This is a genomic window from Streptomyces sp. NPDC021212 (assembly GCF_044332925.1).
Taxonomy (GTDB): Bacteria; Actinomycetota; Actinomycetes; order Streptomycetales; family Streptomycetaceae; genus Streptomyces.
The window spans coordinates 1-21320 of the sequence record NZ_JBIRPZ010000033.1 but is presented as its reverse complement, the minus strand read 5'-3'; the positions used below and the strand labels follow the sequence as shown (position 1 = coordinate 21320).

General features: G+C 70.7%; 2 protein-coding genes and 1 pseudogene. All 3 read right to left on the bottom strand.

What is annotated here, in order from left to right:
- The coding region (locus ACH4SI_RS41870) for a type I polyketide synthase (RefSeq protein ID WP_398306274.1) at positions 1–4118 on the bottom strand (4118 nt) is incomplete at its 3' end.
- A gap of 45 nt (positions 4119–4163) precedes the next feature.
- Positions 4164–15983, bottom strand: a pseudogene (locus ACH4SI_RS41865) (SDR family NAD(P)-dependent oxidoreductase); the annotation flags it as partial.
- 84 nt (positions 15984–16067) lie between these two features.
- A partial coding sequence (locus ACH4SI_RS41860) for a type I polyketide synthase (protein WP_398306271.1) occupies positions 16068–21320 on the bottom strand: 5253 nt, incomplete at its 5' end.

The window sequence follows — 21320 nt, the reverse complement described above, 5'->3', positions numbered from 1 at the left end:
TCACTGATCGCCGAACGCACCAGACCCCACACCCCAGCACCCGCGAGATCCAGCACATCGCGAGCACCGTCCTCGGCCGAGGCCACCTCCACCGCACCCGACGTCAACACCACCAACCGCGACTCCGCAAAACGCTCCTCAGCCAACCACCCACGCACCACACCCAGAACATCCGCCACCACATCACCGACACCGGCACCACCGCGCGCGACCGGAAGCACAACCGTCTCCGGCACCGTGGCACCACCATCAACAGCGGCGACCAAACCCGCAAGACCGTCGTAAGACGTCACCGGAACACCGGCACCCCGCCACCCACCCGACTCGACATCACCAAGCACCGCCCAACCGGCAGACTCCACAGACTGCTCGGACTGGGCCACCGGCGCAGGAAGCCACTCCAGCCGGAACAGACTCTCCGCCGTGGCAGAGGCGGACGCGCTCAGTTCGGTGACCGAGACCGGGCGCAGCACCAGCGATGCCACCTCGGCGACCGGGTCACCGACGGCATCGGCCACCCGCAGCGCCACCTCGCCCGTGCCTCGTGGAGACAGGCGTACCCGCACGGCGGAGGCACCCACGGCGGACAGCGACACACCCGACCACATGAATGGCAGCAAAGCCTGGTCCGCACCGGCACCGGCACCGACTTCGCCGAGTCCCAGGGCGTGCAGCACGGTGTCCAGCAGCGCCGGATGCAAACCGAACCCGGCCCCGTCCTCCGCGACCTCCTCCGGAAGCGCAGCCTCCACGAACAGGTCCTCGCCCTGCTTCCACACCTCCCGCAGACCACGGAACGCCGGACCATACGCCAACCCCGCACCCGACAACCGCTCATACAACCCATCCACCGCAACCGCCTCCGCACCCACCGGCGGCCACACCCGCAAATCCCACCCACCAGCAGGAACACCAGCAACGAGAACACCCGTGGCATGCAAAGCCCACGGCTGCTCCGCATCCGCCCCCTCCGGGCGCGAGTAAACCCGCAGCGCACGACGGCCATCCCCGGCACCATCGATGCTCAGCTGCACCTGAACAGCACCGTCCTCCGGAAGAACCAACGGCGCCTGCAAGGTCAACTCCTCGACCCGGGCACACCCGACCCGATCACCCGCCTGCACCGCAAGCTCAACGAAGACCGTGCCCGGCACCAGGACCGAACCGGCAACCACGTGATCAGCCAGCCACGGATGCGACCGCACCGAGAGCCGTGACGTCAGCAACACGGCATCCGAACCGGCCACCGACACCGAAGCACCCAACAACGGATGCTCCGCGACGCCCAGGCCCAGCCCCCGCGCGTCAGTGACCGGCCGCGCGGCATCCAGCCAGTACCGCTGCCGCTGGAAGGCGTACGTCGGCAGATCCACCCGTCGCGCACCGGTCCCGGCGAACATGGCGGGCCAGTCGACCTGCGAGCCGCGTACGAACATCTCCGCGACCGCCGACAGGACGGTCTCGGGCTCGCCGCGCCCCTTCCGCAATGTCGACGCCACCGCACTGTCGACGGCGGTCCGGGCCAGCGCGGTCAGCACCGGATCGGGTCCGATCTCCAGGAGCCGGGTTACGTCCTGTTCGGTCGTGGTGGTCTCCAGAGCCCGGTGGAACCGGACCGGCTCGTGGATCTGGCGCACCCAGTACTCCGGGGTCGCCCAGTCCGCCGCGCCGACCAGTTGCCCGCTGACCGTGCTGACGGCCGGAAGCACCGGCTGCCGGTAGGTGACGCTCGCGGCGATCTCGGCGAACTCCGCCAGCATCGGCTCCATCAGCGGCGAGTGGAAGGCGTGGCTGACGCGCAGCCGGGACACCCGGCGGCCCCGCTCCCGCGCCACCGCCATCACCCGCTCGACCGCGTCCTCGTCACCGGACACGACCACCGCGGTCGGCCCGTTCACCGCCGCGACCGTGGCCCGCTCGCCCTCGGCAAACCCGCCGAGGATGTCGGCGACCTCGGACTCGGTGCCCTCGATCGCCGCCATCGCGCCGCCCGAAGGCAGCGCCTGCATCAACCGCGCACGACCCGCCACCAACCGCGCGGCATCCCCCAGCTCGAACACACCCGCCGCATACGCCGCCGCGAACTCGCCGATCGAGTGGCCCAGCACCACATCCGGACCCATGCCCCACGACCGCAGCAACTCCACCAACGCCACCTGCACCGCGAACAACGCCGACTGCGCATACCCAGTCCGATCCAGCAGGGCCGCCTCCGCAGAACCCTCCGCCGCGAACAGTACGTCCCGCAGTGGGGCGTCGAACCCGGCGGCGCCTTCCAGCTCGGTGTTCAGGTGGCCGCACACCTCGTCCAGGGCTTGGGCGAACGCCGGGAACCGGTCGTACAGCTCACGGCCCATCCCGATCCGCTGGCTGCCCTGACCAGTGAACATCCAGCCCGTCCGGCCGTCGGTCACCGCGCCGGATATCGCGGCGTCGCCACCGGCCAGTGCTGTCAGGCCGGTCAGCGGCGCCGCCCCGTCCGTGCCCAGCACCACGGTCCGGTGCTCCATAACCGCCCGCGTGGTCGCCAACGAGAAGCCGACGTCGACCGGGGAGTGGTCCCGCTCGCCGAGGAAGGCCGCCAGGCGTCCGGCCTGTGCCCGCACCGCCTGGGCGTTCCGGCCGGACAGCACCCACGGCACCACCGGCATCGCCGACAGGTCCGTCGTGGCCTCGTCGGAGGCGGTGCCGTTCCCTTGGCCGTCGCCGTCACCACTGTCACCTCCTGCCGCGGCAGGAGGTTCCTCGAGGATGACGTGGGCGTTGGTACCACTGATACCGAACGAAGAAATCCCCGCGCGACGGGGATGTTCGGCACGGGGCCAGGGGCGTTCTTCGGTCAGCAGGCGCACCGAGCCCGCGTTCCAGTCGACGTGCGACGAGGGCTCACCCACGTGCAGGGTCCGGGGCAATTCCCCGGCGCGCAGGGCCATCACCATCTTGATGACGCCGGCGACGCCCGCGGCGGCCTGGGTGTGTCCGAAGTTCGACTTCACCGAGCCCAGCCACAGCGGCTCGGCGCCGTCGCGCCCCTGGCCGTAGGTCGCGAGCAGCGCTTGGGCCTCGATGGGATCGCCGAGCCGGGTTCCGGTGCCGTGCGCCTCGACGACGTCCACTTCGGACGCCGGGATCCGCGCGGCCTTCAACGCCTGGCGGATCACGCGCTGCTGCGACGGACCATTCGGCGCGCTCAGCCCGTTCGAGGCGCCGTCCTGGTTGACGGCGCTGCCGCTGATCACCGCGAGCACCTGGTGGCCCAGCCGCTGTGCCTCGGACAGCCGCTCCAGTACGAGCACGCCGGCGCCCTCGGCCCAGGCGGTGCCGTCCGCGGCCTCCGCGAATGGCTTGCACCGGCCGTCGGCAGCGAGGCCACGCTGCCGGGAGAACTCCACGAACGTCGTCGGGGCGGCCATCACGGTGACGCCACCGGCGAGCGCCATCCCGCACTCGCCGGTCCGTAGCGCGTGGCAGGCAAGGTGCAGGGAGACCAGCGAGGATGAGCACGCGGTGTCGAGTGTCACCGCGGGCCCCTCGAACCCGAACACGTACGAGATGCGGCCGGAGAAGACGCTGCCCGCGTTGCCGTTGGCGAGGAAGCCCTCGACGTCCTTGGGCACGCCGCTCAGGCGCGACGCGTAGTCGTGGTACATCAGGCCCGCGAAGACGCCGGTAGCCGAGCCGCGCAGCGAGTGGGGGTTGATCCCCGCCCGTTCCAGGGCCTCCCACGAGGTCTCCAACAGCAGCCGCTGCTGCGGGTCCATGGCGAGGGCCTCGCGCGGGGAGATGCCGAACAACTCGGCGTCGAACTCGGCCGCGTCGTGGAGAAATCCGCCCTCGCGTACGTGCGAGGTGCCCGGGCGGTCCGTGTCGGGGTCGAAGAGGGTCTCGAGGTCCCAGCCGCGATCGGTGGGGAACGAGGTGATCCCGTCCCCCGCCGAGCTGACCAGCTGCCACAGATCCTCCGGCGAGGCCACCCCGCCCGGGTACCGGCATCCCATGCCCACGATCGCGATGGGCTCGTGGGCTTTCGCTTCGGCTTCACTCAGGCGAAGGTGAGCATCCCGAGCATCGGCGATCGCGCGCTTGAGATATTCCCGGAGCTTGTCTTCGTTCGCCATGCGTTCCTTATCCTTCAGATAGAGCCGAAGCCTGAGCCAGGGGGCTCAGTTCGCCCATGGCTTGCTGTCCATCAGCGAGAACAGCTCGTCGTCGGTCGCGTCCTCGATCCCCTCGGCGCCCGCCCGGATCTCCGGGCCGCCCTCGCTCTCGGCCCATACAGCCAGCAGCCTCTGTAGCTTGCTGCCGACTTCGGCGCGGACGGCCTCATCGGTGGGCACCGTCTCGGCAAGAACCGACTGGAGTTTTTCGAGTTCCCCGAAGAGGAATCCGGCGCCGCCGTCGTCCTCCGGCACCAACTCCGCCCGCAGGTAGTCCCGCAGGGACAGAACCGTCGGATGATCGAAGATGATGGTGGCGGGCAGTTGCAGGGCGGTGGCGGACCCGAGCCGGTTGCGCAGGTCCACCGCGGTCAGCGAGTCGAAGCCGAGTTCCTTGAACGCGCGCGTCGGATCGATCGATCCGGGCGAGGTGTATCCGAGGACGGCGGCGACAGAAGTCTGCACGATGTCGAGCAGCATCCGGTCCCGCTCGGCGGGCGAAAGCTCCTTCAGGCGGTGGGCCAGCCCCGAGTCGTCGGCGGCCGCGGCATGGCCGAGGGAGCGCCGCTGCTCGGTGGGCGGCGCAAGGTCGCGCAACACGCTGGGCAGCGTGTCCCGCCGCCCGGCCAGTGACGCGGTCCGCACCGCGACCGGCAACGCGACCGGCTCGTTGACCTGCAAAGCGGTATCCAGCAGCGCCAGCCCGTCCCGCGTGGACAGCGGCGGGAACCCCTGACGCCGAAGCCGGTCGATATCCGCCTCACCCAGACGGCCCCCCATACCCTCGGCCTGCTCCCACATACCCCACGCCAACGACACACCAGCCAGCCCCTGCGCCCGACGCGACACCGCCAACGCATCCAGCACCGCATTACCCGCCGCATACGCCGACTGACCCGCATTCCCCACCACACCCGCAAAGGAAGAGAACAGGACGAACACATCAAGATCACGGTCAGCCGTCAACTCATGCAGATGCACCGCCGACTCCGCCTTCGCCGCAAGCACCCGAGCCAACCGCTCCGGCGTCAGATCAGCGACCACCCCGTCATCCAGCACACCAGCGGCATGCACCACACCGGTCAACGGCGCGTCACCCGAAACCGCATCGAGAACCTCGGAAAGAGCCGCCCGATCACTCACATCACACGCAGCAATCGTCACCCGCGCACCCAGCCCGGCCAGCTCATCACGCAACTCCTCCGCACCCGGCGCCCCCACACCACGCCGGGAGAGCAGCAACAGATCACGAACACCATGCGCGGTGACCAGATGCCGAGCCACCACCGCACCCAAACCACCCGTACCACCAGTGACCAGCACCGTGCCCTTGTCCCAGCGTGTCGCCGGGACGTCCTCGTCCGCGGCGGGAACGGTCATCCGTACGATCCGGGGCAGGCGGACCCGCCCCTCGCGCACCGCGAACTGGCTCTCGTCGGATTGGGTCGCGTACGCCGCCAGAGCCCGGTAGGAGTCCGGCTCGCCATCCACATCGGCCAGCGCGAACCGGCCTGGGTGCTCGCTGATCGCCGACCGCACCAGACCCCACACGCCCGCACTCGCGAGGTCCAGTTCACTCGCGTCGGCAGCATCCAGCGCGACCGCGCCCCTGGTCGAAACCACCAGGCGCGAATCCTCCAGACACTTCTCAGCCAGCCACGTCCGCATCGCCGCCAGCACACCAGCAACCCCACCAATGAGATCACCAGGATTCGCCACCACCGGCAGGACCACCGTGCCGGGAACCGAAGCGCCCCCGGCCACGGCAGCGGTCAGCGCTCCCAAGTCCTGGTAGCCGGTCACCGCGACACCGGCGGCACGCCACCCGTCCTCGGTCTGCGCATCGGTGCCGAGGACGGCCCAGTCGCCGGGGTCACCCGGCTCGGCCGGAGCCGGCGCGGAAACCCAGTCCAGCCGGAACAGATCCTCCGTGGGCGCAGAACCCGCCCGGGCGAGGTCTGCTGCGGTAACCGGTCGCAGCACCAGCGAGTCGATGTCGGCCACCGGCTGACCAGCCGCGTCGGCCACACGCAGCCTGTACTCGCCGGTCCCTCGCGGCGACAGCCGCACCCGTACGGCCGAGACACCGACAGCGGACAGCGACACGCCGGACCAGAGGAACGGCAGCATCGCGCCCTCAACGTCCGGACTCTGGAGCCCGAGCGCGTGCAGCACCGTATCCAGCAACGCCGGATGCACACCGTACGCCGACGCCTCCGCAGCCACCTCCTCCGGCAAGGCCGCCTCCACGAACACCTCACCGCCGCTCACCCAGACTCCCCGCAAGCCCCGGAACGCCGGCCCGTAGACCAGCCCGGCGCCCGTCAGCCGCTCGTACAGCCCCTCCAGCGCAACCGGTTCCGCACCGGCAGGCGGCCACACACCCAGATCCCAGTCGGCGACAACAGGCTCGGCCGTGACAGTGCCAGTGGCATGCAACGTCCACGGCTCGTCGGCCGAAGCACCGTCCGGGCGCGCGTACACACGCAGCGAACGCCGCTCCCCACCGGGCTCCGGCGCGTCAATGCCGAGCTGCACCTGAACAGCACCGTCCTCCGGAAGGACCAACGGCGCCTGCAAGGTCAGCTCCTCCACACGGTCACACCCGACCCGGTCCCCCGCCTGCACCGCAAGCTCAACGAACGCCGTACCCGGCACCAACACCGAACCGGCCACCACGTGATCAGCCAGCCACGGATGCGACCGCACCGACAACCGCGACGTCAACAACACCGCATCCGAACCCGCCACCGCAACCGAAGCACCCAACAACGGATGCCCCACCGCACCCAGACCCAAGCCGCTCGCATCGGTACCCGGCCGGACAGCCCCCATCCAGAAACGCTGCCGCTGAAACGCATACGTCGGCAGCTCCACCCGCCGCGCAGTGGTCCCGGCGAACACAGCGGACCAGTCCACCTTGCCGCCCCGTACGAACATCTCGGCCACGGCGGTCAGCACGGTGTCGGCCTCTTCGCGCCCCTTGCGCAGCACCGACACCGCGGTGGACCCTTCGGACCGCGCGAGCGCGGTCAGCACCGGGTCCGGACCGATTTCGAGCAGGCGAGCCGCCGCCTGCTCGCCGACGGCGGTCCGGAACGCTTCATGGAAGCGGACCGGCTCGCGCACCTGGCGGACCCAGTAGTCGGGGGTCGTCCAGTCAGAATCTGCGAGAGGTTGACCGGTGACGGTACTGACCGCTGTGAGCACCGGCTGCCGGTACGTCACGCTTGCCGCGATCTCGGCGAACTCCGCCAGCATCGGCTCCATCAACGGCGAGTGGAAGGCGTGGCTCACCCGCAGCCGCGACACCCGCCGGCCCCGCTCCCGCGCCACCGCCATCACCCGCTCGACCGCGTCCTCGTCACCGGAAACCACTACCGCGCTCGGCCCGTTGACCGCCGCGACCGTGGCCCGCTCCCCTTCAGGAAGCCCGCTGAGGATGTCGGCGACCTCGGCTTCCGCACCCTCGATCGCCGCCATCGCGCCCCCCGAGGGCAGCGCCTGCATCAACCGGGCGCGACCCGCCACCAACCGCGCGGCATCCCCCAGCTCGAACACACCCGCCGCATACGCCGCGACGAACTCGCCGATCGAGTGGCCCAGCACCACATCCGGACCCATGCCCCACGACCGCAGCAACTCCACCAACGCCACCTGCACCGCGAACAACGCCGACTGCGCATACCCGGTCCCCTCCAGCAGAACCGCCTCCGCAGAACCCTCCGCCGCGAACAACACCTCCCGCAACGGGTGCTCAAACCCCGGCCCACCCGCCAACTCGGCGTCCAGGTGACCGCACACCTCGTCCAGGACCCGCGCGAACACCGGGAACTGGCCGTACAGCTCGCGGCCCATGCCGGGCCGCTGGCTGCCCTGCCCCGTGAACATCCACGACGTACGCCCCTCGGCCGCCACACCGGACACCACGGAGGCATCACCATCGGCCAGCGCGGCCACGCCCGAGTGCAGGGTGGCGAAGTCGGCGCCGAGTACGACGGCACGGTGGTCGAGCACCGCGCGCGTGGCCGCCAGAGACCATCCGATATCGGCGGGCGCGGAGTCCTGCTCGTCGAGGAAGGCCGCCAGCTGCCCGGCCTGCGCGCGCAAGGCTTCCGCGGTCCGGCCGGAGAGCACCCACGGCACGACAGCCGGCTCCGCGGTCGGCTGCTCGTCGCCCATGGCCGGTTCGATCGCGGGAGCGTCCTCGGCCTCCTCGATGATGACGTGCGCGTTGGTCCCGCTGATGCCGAACGACGAGACACCCGCCCGACGTGGCCGCTCACCGCGCGGCCACGCACGGGCCTCGGTCAGCAGCCGTACCGCACCGGAGCCCCAATCGACATGGGACGAGGGTTCGTCCGCATGCAGCGTCCGCGGCAGCCGCTGCTCGCGCAGCGCCATCACCATCTTGATCAGCCCGGCCGCGCCGGCCGCGGCCTGGCTGTGGCCGATGTTGGACTTCACCGAGCCCAGCCACAGCGGCTCGGCTCCGTCGCGCCCCTGGCCGTAGGTCGCGAGCAGCGCCTGCGCCTCGATCGGGTCGCCGAGCGTGGTACCGGTGCCGTGCGCCTCGACGACGTCCACTTCGGACGCCGGGATCCGCGCGGCGGCGAGCGCCTGACGGATCACCCGCTGCTGCGACGGACCGTTCGGCGCCGTCAGACCATTCGACGCACCATCCTGATTGACCGCACTCCCGCGCACCACCGCCAGCACCGGATGCCCCAGGCGTCGCGCGTCGGACAGCCGCTCCAGCACCAGTACGCCGGCACCCTCGGCCCACCCCGTACCGTCCGCGGCCTCCGCGAAGGACTTGCACCGGCCGTCCCCGGCCAGCCCGCCCTGCCGCGAGAACTCCAGGAAGATCCCCGGAGTGGCCATCACCGTCGCGCCACCGGCCAAGGCCAGGTCGCATTCGCCCGCGCGTAGCGCCTGGCCCGCGAGGTGCAGCGCCACCAGCGCCGACGAGCAGGCGGTGTCCACCGACACCGCGGGGCCCTCAAGGCCGAGGGAGTAGGCGAGACGGCCCGACGCCACGCTCGGGGTACTGCCGGTCAGGAGGTAGCCCTCCATCTCTTCCTCGGGCTCGTGCACGTTCCCGCCGTACCCGTTCGCAGATACTCCGGCGAACACGCCGGTGGCCGAGCCGCGCAGCGACAGGGGGCTGATCCCGGCCCGCTCCAGGGCCTCCCAGGAGGTCTCCAGCAGCAGCCGCTGTTGCGGATCCATGGCAAGGGCCTCGCGCGGCGAGATGCCGAACAACTCGGCGTCGAACCGCGCCACGTCCTGTACGAATCCGCCACCGCTGACGCCGGTCGTGTCGACCAGCGTCCGCACGTCCCAGCCGCGATCGGCGGGCAGCGGGGAAAAACCGTCACCGGCCGAGTCGACCAGGTCCCACAGCGCCTGCGGCGAGGTCGCGCCACCCGGATAGCGGCAGCCCATACCGACGATGACAATGGGGTCGTCGTCCACGAACGTCGCCGTCTTCCGGACGGGCGAAGCGGCCTGCTCGACCACCGCGCCCAGGACCCGCGTACGCAGGTGGTCGGCCAGCGCGGTGGGGTTCGGGTGGTCGAAGATCAGGGTCGCGGGCAGCTGGACGGCGGTCGCGGTGGTGAGGCGGTTGCGCAGCTCTACCGCGGTCAGCGAGTCGAAGCCGAGGTCCTTGAATGCCCGCCCGGCATCGACTTCCGCGCCCGACGTGTACCCCAGCACCCCGGCGACCTGGGTCTGTACGAGGTCCAGCAGCAACCGGTCCTGCTCTGCGGCGGGCAGTCCGCGCAGGCGGCGGGCCAGCTCGCCGCCGCCGGCGGCGGCAACCTGCCCGGCGACGGTCCGGCGCTGCCGCGTCGCCGGGACGAGTCCGTGCAGCACGGCGGGCAGGCTGTCGCGTACCGCGGCGAGTGCCGAGGTCCGTAGGGCGACCGGCACCGCCACCGGCTCGTTGATCCGCAGGGCGATGTCAAGGAGGGTCAGCCCGTGGTCGGTCCCCAGGGCCGGGAAGCCCTGGCGCCGCATCCGGCTCAGGTCGGCTTCGCCGAGTCGGCCGCCCATACCTTCGGAGTTCTCCCACATGCCCCACGCCAGCGACACGGCCGGGAGCCCCTGGGCTCGCCGGGATACCGCGAGGGCGTCGAGCACCGCGTTGCCCGCGGCGTAAGCCGCCTGGCCCGCATTGCCCACCACACCCGCGAAGGAGGAGAACAGGACGAACGCGTCCAGATCACGGCCTGCGGTGAGTTCGTGCAGATGCATGGCGGAATCGGCCTTCGCCGCCAGCACTCCGGCGAGCCGTTCCGGGGTCAGCTCCGCGATCATCCCGTCGTCGAGCACTCCAGCGGTGTGCACCACGCCCCTCAACGGGGCATCGTCGGGGACCGCATCCAACGCATCCGCCAGCGCCTGCCGGTCGCTGACATCACACGCACGGATCGTCACCCGCGCGCCGAGAGCGGTCAGCTCCCGTTCGAGCTCACCCGCCCCCGGCGCGTCTGGCCCACGCCGGGAGAGCAGGAAGAGGTCCCGTACTCCGTGTTCCGTGGTCAGGTGCCGGGCCACGACCGCGCCGAGACCACCCGTACCGCCGGTCACCAACACCGTGCCACGCTCACCCCACGGCACCGGCAAGGTCAGCACGACCTTGCCGACATGCTTCGCCTGCCCCAGGAATCGCAACGCCTCCGGAGCCCGGGCGATGTCCCACGCCGTGACCGGAACCGGCCGCAGCGCACCATTCTCGAACAGACCCAACAACGCCGCCAGCATCTCGCCGATCCGCTCAGGACCCGCATCCATGACATCAAACGACCGATAGATCACGCCCGGATGAGCATCGGCCACCTCACCCGCATCCCGAATATCGGTCTTGCCCATCTCCACGAACCGGCCACCCGGCCGCGTCAACCGCAACGACGCATCCACGAACTCCCCGGCCAGGCAGTCCAACACCACATCCAGCCCGACACCGCCCGTCGCCGCGGAGAAGACCTGTTCAAACTCCGTCGTACGCGACGAAGCAATACGATCGGCCGCAACATCCAGCCCGCGAAGAGTCGGCCACTTGGCCTGACTCGCCGTCGCGAACACCTCCGCACCCAGATGCTGAGCCAACTGCACCGCCGCCATACCCACACCGCCGGCAGCGGCATGAATCAACACCGACTCACCCGCCCCCAGTCCCGCCAGATCGACCAGTGCGTAGTACGCGGTCAGGTACACGATCGGCACCGACGCCGCCTGCTCGTACGACCAACCGTCCGGTATACGCGCCAGCATCCGCGCATCCGCCACCGCCGACGGCCCGAACCCGCCGTCCAGCAGACCCATCACCCGGTCCCCCACAGCGAAGTCGTCCACACCAGGACCGACCTCCACCACAACTCCGGCACCTTCATGCCCGAGCCGACCGGCGTCCCCCGGATACATCCCCAGCACATTCAGCACATCACGGAAGTTGACCCCCGCCGCACGCACACCCACGCGCACCTGACCGGGACGCAGCGCCCGGGGTTCCTCGGGTACCAGCGCGACGCCGTCCAACTGGCCCTTGGCCACCATGTCCAACCGCCATGCCGAACCCACACCCGCCGGAGGCTCCAACACCCCGCCCGAAGCCATCCGCACCAGCCGCGGCAGCCACACGCGCCCCTCGCGGACGGCGACCTGGTCCGCGCCCAGCCCGGCGAGGCCGACAGCCAGGGCCTCGTACGACTCCCGCGCACCATCGACGTCGGCCAGCACGAAGCGCCCCGGATGCTCACTGATCGCCGAACGCACCAGACCCCACACCCCAGCACCCGCGAGATCCAGCACATCGCGAGCACCGTCCTCGGCCGGGTCCACCTCCACCGCCCCCGACGTCAACACCACCAGGCGCGATCCGGCGAAGCGCCGCTCGGCCAGCCATTCACGGATCACGGCCAGCACACCGGCCACCGCGTCGGTGACCTCGGTGTCCGTGGAGCGGAGCGGAAGCACAACGGTGTCCGGGACGGCGGTACCGTCATCCAGCGCGGCGGTCAGCGCGGCCAGATCGGCATAACCGGTCACCGGAACACCCGAGTCGCGCCACTCATCGGTGTCGGCGAGTACGGCCCAGGCAGCACCCGATCCGTCGAGTTCGCCGGGAGCGGGTGCGGGTGCGGGGATCCAGTCGAGGCGGAACAGGCTGTCCCGATGCGGGGAGTTCGCCGCGGCCAGATCCGCGGTCGACACCGGCCGCAATACCAGCGATTCCACCTCGGCCACCGGAGCACCCGTAGCGTCGGCGATCTGCAGGGCGACCTCGCCAGATCCCCTCACGGACAGCCGCACCCGCACCGCGGCCGCACCGACCGCCGACAACGACACACCCGACCACGAGAACGGCAGCGCCGCTCCCTCGCCGCCCTGGTCCCCCACTCCCAAGGCGTGCAGCACGGAGTCGAGCAGTGCCGGGTGCAGACCGAAATCGGCCGCATCACCGGACAGCGACTCGGGCAGAGCCGCCTCTACGAACAGGTCCTCACCGTGCCGCCAGACCTCCCGCAGACCACGGAAAGCCGGGCCGTACACCAGGCCACCACCGGCGAGCCGTTCGTACAAGCCCTCCACCGGAACCTGCTCCGCACCGGCAGGCGGCCACACGGCCAGGTCCCAATCCGCGACAGCCCCACCAGAGATGAGAGTCCCCGTGGCATGCAGAGTCCACGGTTCCTCGGCCGCCGCGTCCTCGGGGCGGGAGTAGACGCGCACTGCGCGTCGGCCCTGCTCCGTACCCTCGGCACTGTCGATGCTGAGCTGCACTTGGAGCGCGTCCTGCTCCGGCAGCACCAGCGGCGCCTGCAGAGTCAGTTCCTCGACCCGCTCGAAGCCGACCCGCTCGCCGGCCTGCACCGCGAGCTCAACGAACATCGTGCCCGGCACCAGCACCGAGCCCGCCACAGCGTGATCAGCCAGCCACGGGTGCGAGGGGACCGAGAGCCGCCCGGTCAGCAGCACCGCGTCCGATCCGGCCACGGTCACCGCCGCGCCAAGCATGGGGTGCTCGGCCGCGCCCAGGCCCAAGCCACGAGCGTCGGTGACCGGCCGGGAGGCCTCGAGCCAGTACCGCTGCCGCTGGAACGCGTACGTCGGCAGGTCGACCCGTCGTGCGCCCGTCCCGGCGAAGACTGCCGCCCAGTCGACCTTCGCGCCACGCACGAACACCTCGGCCACGGCACCCAACACGGTCTCGGCTTCAGGCCGCCCCTTGCGCAGGGCCGACACCACAGTCACGTCCGAAGCCGCCTTGGCCAGCGCGGTCAGCACCGGGTCGGGGCCGACCTCCAGCAGTCGGCTGACACCCTGTGTACCGGTGGCGGCCTCAAGAGCATCGTGGAAACGGACCGGCCGACGGACCTGATCCACCCAGTAGTCAGCAGTGGCCCAGTCCTCTTCACCGACCGGCTCACCGGTGGCCGTACTGACGGCGGCGAGCACCGGCTGCCGGTAGGCGACACCCGCCGCGATCTCGGCGAACTCCGCCAGCATCGGCTCCATCAACGGCGAGTGAAAGGCGTGGCTGACGCGCAGCCGCGACACCCGGCGGCCCCGCTCCCGCGCGCTCGCCATGGCCTGCTCGACCGCGTCCTCGTCACCGGAGACGACCACCGACACCGGCCCGTTGACCGCCGCGACTGTGGCCCGCTCGCCTTCGGGAAGCCCGCTGAGGATGTCGGCGACCTCGGCCTCGGTGCCCTCGATCGCCGCCATCGCACCACCCGAAGGCAGCGCCTGCATCAACCGCGCACGACCGGCCACCAACCGGGCAGCGTCGGCCAGCTCGAACACACCCGCCGCATACGCCGCGACGAACTCGCCGATCGAGTGGCCCAGCACCACATCCGGACCCATGCCCCACGACCGCAGCAACTCCACCAACGCGACCTGCACCGCGAACAGCGACGTCTGCGCATACCCGGTGCCCTCCAGCAGGGCCGCCTCCGCAGAACCCTCCGCCGCGAACAACACCTCCCGCACCGGAACACCGAAGCCCGGCCCACCCGCAAGCTCCGCGTCCAGGAGGCCGCAGACCTCGTCCAGGGTCCTCGCGAACACGGGGAACGTGCCGTACAGCTCACGGCCCATCCCGATCCGCTGGCTCCCCTGCCCTGTGAACATCCAGCCCGTACGCCCGTCCGACACCACACCGGACACCACGGAAGTGCCGCCGTCGGCCAGCTCGGCGACCCCCGACCGCAATTCCTCCAGATCCCCGCCCAACGCCACAGCACGGTGATCGAGCACCGCACGCGACGTCGCCAGCGAGTAGCCGACATCGGCCGCCGAGCAGTCAGCCACCCCTTCCGCCGTGCCGAGGAAACCGGCCAGGCGCTCGGCCTGCGCCCGCACCGCCCGCTCGCCCCGCCCCGACAGCACCCACGGCACCACGGGCAGCGACTGCCCCGAAGGCGGCTCTTCGGCCACGTCAGGGTCGGGCTGGAGCTCGAACTCGGGCGCTTCTTCGATGATGATGTGCGCGTTGGTGCCGCTGATCCCGAAGGACGAGACACCCGCTCGGCGCAGACGCTCCCCCTTCGGCCACCTACGAGCCTCCCTCAGCAACTGCACAGCACCCGCCGTCCAGTCCACCTGGGTCGAGGGCTCGTTCACGTGCAGCGTCCGCGGCAACCGCTCCGCACGCAGCGCCATCACCATCTTGATCAGACCCGCAACACCAGCAGCAGCCTGCGTATGGCCGATGTTCGACTTCACCGAACCCAGCCACAAGGGCTCGTCCTCGGACCGCGCCTGACCATATGTCGCCAGCAACGCCTGCGCCTCGATCGGGTCACCCAGCCGCGTCCCCGTACCATGCGCCTCGACAATGTCCACCTCCGACGCCGAAAGCCGCGCCGACGACAACGCCTGGCGGATCACCCGCTGCTGCGACGGACCATTCGGCGCCGTCAGCCCATTCGACGCACCGTCCTGATTGACCGCGCTCCCCCGTACGACCGCCAGCACCTGATGCCCCAGGCGCCGAGCGTCGGACAGCCGCTCCAGCACCACCACCCCGGCACCCTCGGCCCACCCCGTACCGTCCGCACTGTCCGCGAAAGACTTACAACGGCCGTCCGAGGCCAGACCGCGCTGCCGCGAAAACTCAACGAATGTCGACGGAGTCGACATGACGGTGACACCACCGGCCAACGCCATCCCACACTCCCCCGCACGCAGCGCCTGACACGCCCAATGCAGGGACACCAACGACGACGAACACGCCGTATCCACCGTCACCGCGGGCCCCTCGAACCCGAAGACGTACGCGATGCGGCCGGAGAAGATGCTGCCCGCGTTCCCGTTCCCGAGAAAGCCCTCGATTTCCTCCGGAGCGACCTGCAACCGCGACGCATAGTCGTGGTACATCAGCCCCGCGAACACACCCGTCGACGAACCACGCAACGACAACGGGTCGATCCGGGCCCGCTCCAGCGCCTCCCACGACGTCTCCAGCAACAACCGCTGCTGCGGATCCATCGCAAGGGCCTCACGCGGCGAAATGCCGAACAGCTCCGCATCGAACTCGGCCGCGTCATGCAGAAAACCACCTTCCCGCGCGTACGAGGTGCCCGCACGATCCGGGTCCGGGTCGAACAGGGCCTCGAGGTCCCAGCCACGGTCGGCCGGGAACCCGGTGATCCCGTCGCCGGCCGAGTCGACCAGCTCCCACAGGGACTCGGGGGACGACACACCGCCCGGGTAGCGGCAGCCCATCCCCACGATCGCGATCGGCTCGTGGTCCTTCGCCTCCGCTTCTCGCAGACGCTGACGGGTCTCGCGGAGGTCGGTGGTGAGACGCTTGAGGTACGTCAGCGTCTTCTCGTCAGTGGACACGTGAGCCCAGCCCCTTTGTCGCGCGTGAGGGTGCCGTCATGAGCGCCCTCATCCTTCGAGTTCGCGATCGATGATTTCGAACATCGAATCGAGTGAAGCGGAATCGATATCGTCGTTCTCGGTACCGTCGCCGCCCAGGTCTTCCTCCAGTCGTGCCACCATCGCCTTGACGCGTGACCGGACCTGCTGGCGCAGTGCGCCGTCCTGGGCCATCGAGAGCACTGCGGCTTCGAACTTCTCCAGATCGCTCAGGCCGAGATCGCCCTCGCCGGAGCCCTGGTCGAGCTGGTCGCGCAGGTACCCGGCGAGGCCCTCGATCGTCGGGTGATCGAAGGCAAGGCTGGCGGGCAGGACGAGCCCGGTCGCGCTGTTGAGCCGGTTACGCAAGTCCACTGCGGTCAGCGAATCGAACCCGAGATCCTTGAACGCTCGTCCCGGATCGATCGCGCCGGCGGAACCATGCCCCAGCACCACCGCGACCTGGGACTGCACAAGGTCCAGCAGCACCCGTTCCTGCTCGGCCGCGGACCGGCCCCGCAGGCGACGGGCAAGCGCATCGGAACTGCCCGCACCGCTCCGGTCCCCGGCGCGCCGCTGCCGGGCGGCCGTCGGCACGAGGCCGTGCAGCATGTCGGGCAGGCTGTCCCTGCGTGCGGCCAGTGCCGTGGTGTCGACCGAGACCGGCAGCGCGATCGGCTCGTCGGACCGTACCGCCACGTCGAACAGCGCGAGCGCATGCTCGGTGGTCAGCGGCGCGAAGCCCTGTCCGCGCAGACGGGCGAGGTCAGCGTCACCGAGGCGGCCGCCCATACCGTCGGGGTGTTCCCACATGCCCCACGCCAGGGATACGCCGGGCAGCCCCTGGGCGCGTCGGGACACCGCGAGTGCGTCGAGCACGGTGTTGCTCGCCGCGTAGGCCGACTGCCCGGCGTTTCCGACCACTCCGGCGATCGAGGAGAACATCACGAACGCCTGCAGGTCGGCTTTCGCCGTCAGGTGGTGCAGGTGCAGCGCCGACTCCGCCTTCGCCGACAGCACATCGGCCAGGCGTTCCGGAGTGAGGTCGGTGATCAGGCCGTCGTCGAGCACACCGGCGGCGTGCACCACCCCTGCCAGGGGCGCATCGTCCGGGACCGTGTCGAGCACGTCGGCGAGTGCCCGCTCGTCGCTGACGTCGCAGGCAGTGATCGTCACGCAGGCACCCAAGTCGGCCAGTTCCTTGTGGAGTTGCTGAGCACCGGGGGCTTGGTGGCCTCGGCGGGAGATCAGCAGCAGATTCCGTACGCCGTGCGTGGATACCAGGTGGCGGGCGATCACGGCACCCAGTCCGCCGGTCCCACCGGTGACCAGCACCGTTCCCTTGTCCCACTGTGTCGCCGGGATGTCCTCGCCGGTGGCGGGGGTCATTCGGGCGATCCGGGGCACCCAGGTCCGGCCTTGCCGCACCGCGAATTGGCTCTCCCCGGATTCACCGGATTCGACCGGGTACGCCGCCAGAGCCCGGTAGGAGTCCGGCTCGTCATCCACATCGGCGAGCGCGAACCTTCCCGGATGCTCGTTCATCGCGGACCGCACCAGGCCCCACGCCCCGGCGGCCGCCAGGTCGAGCTCGCCCGTGTCGGAGGCAGGGCTCACCGTGACCGCGCCCGTGGTCGACACCATCAGACGCGAACCCGCCAAGCGCTCCTCAGCCAGCCACGTCCGCATGGCCCCCAGCACACCAGCGACCACACCCAGGAGATCCCCAGAATTCCGCGCCACCGGGAGCACGACGGTCCGCGGAACCGCCACACCGTCGTCGTCCAGGGCAGCGATCAACGCGTCCACGTCGGCGTAACCGGTCACCGCGACTCCCGCGGCAGACCACCCGTCCTCGTTGTACGGATCGGTACCGAGGACGGCCAAGTCGCCACGTTCGCCGGGCTCGGCCGGAGCCGGCGCGGGGGTCCACTCCAGCCGGAACAGGCTGTCGGCCGTGGCACGGGCGGCAGCGAGGTCGGCGACCGACACCGGCTGCAGCACCAGCGAGTCGATGTCGGCCACCGGCTGACCAGCCGCGTCGGCCACGCGCAGCCTGTACTCGCCGGTCCCTCGCGGCGACAGCCGCACCCGTACGGCCGAGACACCGACGGCGGACAGCGACACGCCGGACCAGAGGAACGGCAGCATCGCGCCCTCAACGTCCGGGCTCTGGAGCCCGAGCGCGTGCAGCACCGTGTCCAGCAGCGCCGGATGCACACCGTACGCCGACGCCTCCGCGGCCACCTCCTCCGGCAAGGCCGCCTCCACGAACACCTCACCGCCGCTCGCCCAGACTCCCCGCAAGCCCCGGAACGCCGGCCCGTAGACCAGCCCGGCGCCCGTCAGCCGCTCGTACAGCCCCTCCAGCGCGACCGGTTCCGCACCGGCAGGCGGCCACACACCCAGATCCCAGTCGGCGACAACAGGCTCGGCCGTGACAGTGCCAGTGGCATGCAACGTCCACGGCCGGTCGGCCGAGGCACCGTCCGGGCGCGCGTACACACGCAGCGAACGCCGCTCCTCGCCGGGCTCCGGCGCGTCAATGCCGAGCTGCACCTGAACAGCACCGTCCTCCGGAAGGACCAACGGCGCCTGCAAGGTCAGCTCCTCCACACGGTCACACCCGACCCGGTCCCCCGCCTGCACCGCAAGCTCAACGAACGCAGTGCCCGGCACCAACACCGAACCGGCCACCACGTGATCAGCCAGCCACGGATGCGACCGCACCGAGAGCCGTGATGTCAGCAACACGGCATCCGAACCCGCCACCGCAACCGAAGCACCCAACAGGGGATGCCCCACCGCACCCAGACCCAAGCCGCTCGCATCGGTACCCGGCCGGACAGCCCCCATCCAGAAACGCTGCCGCTGAAACGCATACGTCGGCAGGCCGATCCGCTCGGCGCCGCTCTCAGCGAACACGGCGGACCAGTCCACCTTGCCGCCGTGTACGAACAGTTCCGCCACCGCTGCCATCACGGTCCCGGCCTCGGCCCGTCCCTTGCGCAGCACCGACACCGCCGTGTCCACTTCGGACTGAGCGAGCGCGGTCAGCACCGGGTCCGGACCGATTTCGAGCAGCCGGGCCGCCGCCTGCTCGCCGGTTGTGGTCAGCAGGGCGTCGTGGAAGCGCACCGGGCGGCGGACCTGGCGGACCCAGTAGTCCGGTGTGGCCCAGTCCTGCTCGTCGACCGGCCGCCCGGTGAGGGTGCTGGCCGCAGGAAGGATCGGCTGCCGGTACGTCACGCTTGCCGCGATCTCGGCGAACTCCGCCAGCATCGGCTCCATCAACGGCGAGTGGAAGGCGTGGCTCACCCGCAGCCGCGACACCCGGCGGCCCCGCTCCCCCGCAACCGCCATCACCCGCTCGACCGCGTCCTCGTCACCGGAAACCACCACCGCGCTCGGCCCGTTCACCGCCGCGACCGTGGCTCGCTCCCTCTCGGCAAACCCGCCGAGAATGTCGACGACCTCGGCCTCGGTACCCTCGATCGCTGCCATCGCGCCACCTGAGGGCAGCGCCTGCATCAACCGGGCACGACCCGCCACCAGCCGGGCAGCGTCGCCCAGTTCGAAGACCCCGGCGGCGTACGCGGCGGCCAGCTCGCCGACCGAGTGGCCCAGCACCACGTCCGGGCGCACTCCCCAGGAACGCAGCAGCTCCACAACCGCAGCCTGAACAGCGAACAGCGCCGTCTGGGCATACCCCGTCCGGTCCAGCAGCCCCGCCTCTTCGGAGCCGTCGTCCGCGAACAGCACCTGCCGCACCGGGACCGGGAACTCGGCGGCGCCGTCGAGATCGGCGTCCATGTGGCCGCAGACCTCGTCCAGGGTCCTGGCGCACACCGGGAACCGTTCATACAGCTCACGGCCCATGCCGGGCCGCTGGCTGCCCTGGCCGGTGAACATCCACGCCGTACGCCCCTCGGCCGCCACACCGGACACCACGGAGGCATCACCATCGGCCAGCGCGGCCACGCCCGAGTGCAGGGTGGCGAAGTCGGCGCCGAGCACCACTGCCCGGTGTTCCAGCGCCGCGCGGGTCGTCGCGAGCGAAAGGCCCACATCCGCCGGGGAACGGTCGGAGCCCTCAGCGAGGAATGCCGCAAGTCGTGCCGCCTGGGCCCGCGTCGCTTGCGGGTTGCGGCCGGACAGCACCCACGGCACCACCGGCAGCCCCGCCGACGGCCGCTCCACGGCCACGGGCGCCTCGATCGTGAGAGCTTCCTCGGCCTCCTCGATGATGACGTGCGCGTTGGTCCCGCTGATGCCGAACGACGAGACACCCGCCCGACGTGGCCGCTCACCACGCGGCCACGCACGGGCCTCGCTCAGCAGCTCGACCGCACCGGACTCCCAGACCACGTGGGACGAGGGACGGTCGACGTACAAGGTCTTCGGCAGCTGCCCTTCCCTCAGCGCCATCACCATCTTGATCAATCCGGCCGCGCCGGCCGCGGCCTGGCTGTGCCCGATGTTCGACTTGATCGAGCCCAGCCACAGGGGATCCTGACCGTCACGGCCCTGGCCGTACGTCGCCAGCAGCGCCTGCGCCTCGATCGGGTCGCCGAGCGTGGTACCGGTGCCGTGGGCCTCCACCGCGTCCACTTCGGAGGTCGACAGGCGTGCGTTCGCCAGGGCCTGGCGGATGACACGCTGCTGGGAGGGGCCGTTCGGCGCGGTCAAACCGTTGGAAGCACCGTCCTGGTTGACCGCGCTCCCGCGCACGACCGCGAGCACCGGATGCCCCAGGCGCCGCGCGTCGGACAGCCGCTCCAGCACCAGTACGCCGGCACCCTCCGCCCATCCGGTGCCGTCCGCGGCGTCCGCGAAGGACTTGCACCGGCCGTCCCCGGCCAGCCCGCCCTGCCGCGAGAACTCCAGGAAGATGCCCGGGGTAGCCATCACGGTGGCGCCCCCGGCGAGCGCCATCTCGCACTCGCCCGCGCGCAGCGCCTGGCACGCCAGGTGCAGGGCGACCAGGGACGACGAGCACGCGGTGTCCACCGACACCGCCGGGCCCTCCAGTCCCAGCACGTACGACAACCGGCCCGAGGCGACGCTCGGCGTGCTGCCGGTGAGCAGATACCCACCGGACTCGCCCTCGGGGTCGTGCATGGTCCCGCCGTACCCACTGCCCGAGATGCCGGAGAACACGCCAGTGGTCGTGCCGCGCAGGGACAAGGGGTCGATGCCCGCCCGTTCCAGGGCCTCCCACGAGGTCTCCAGCAGCAGCCGCTGCTGCGGATCCATGGCAAGGGCCTCACGCGGGGAGATCCC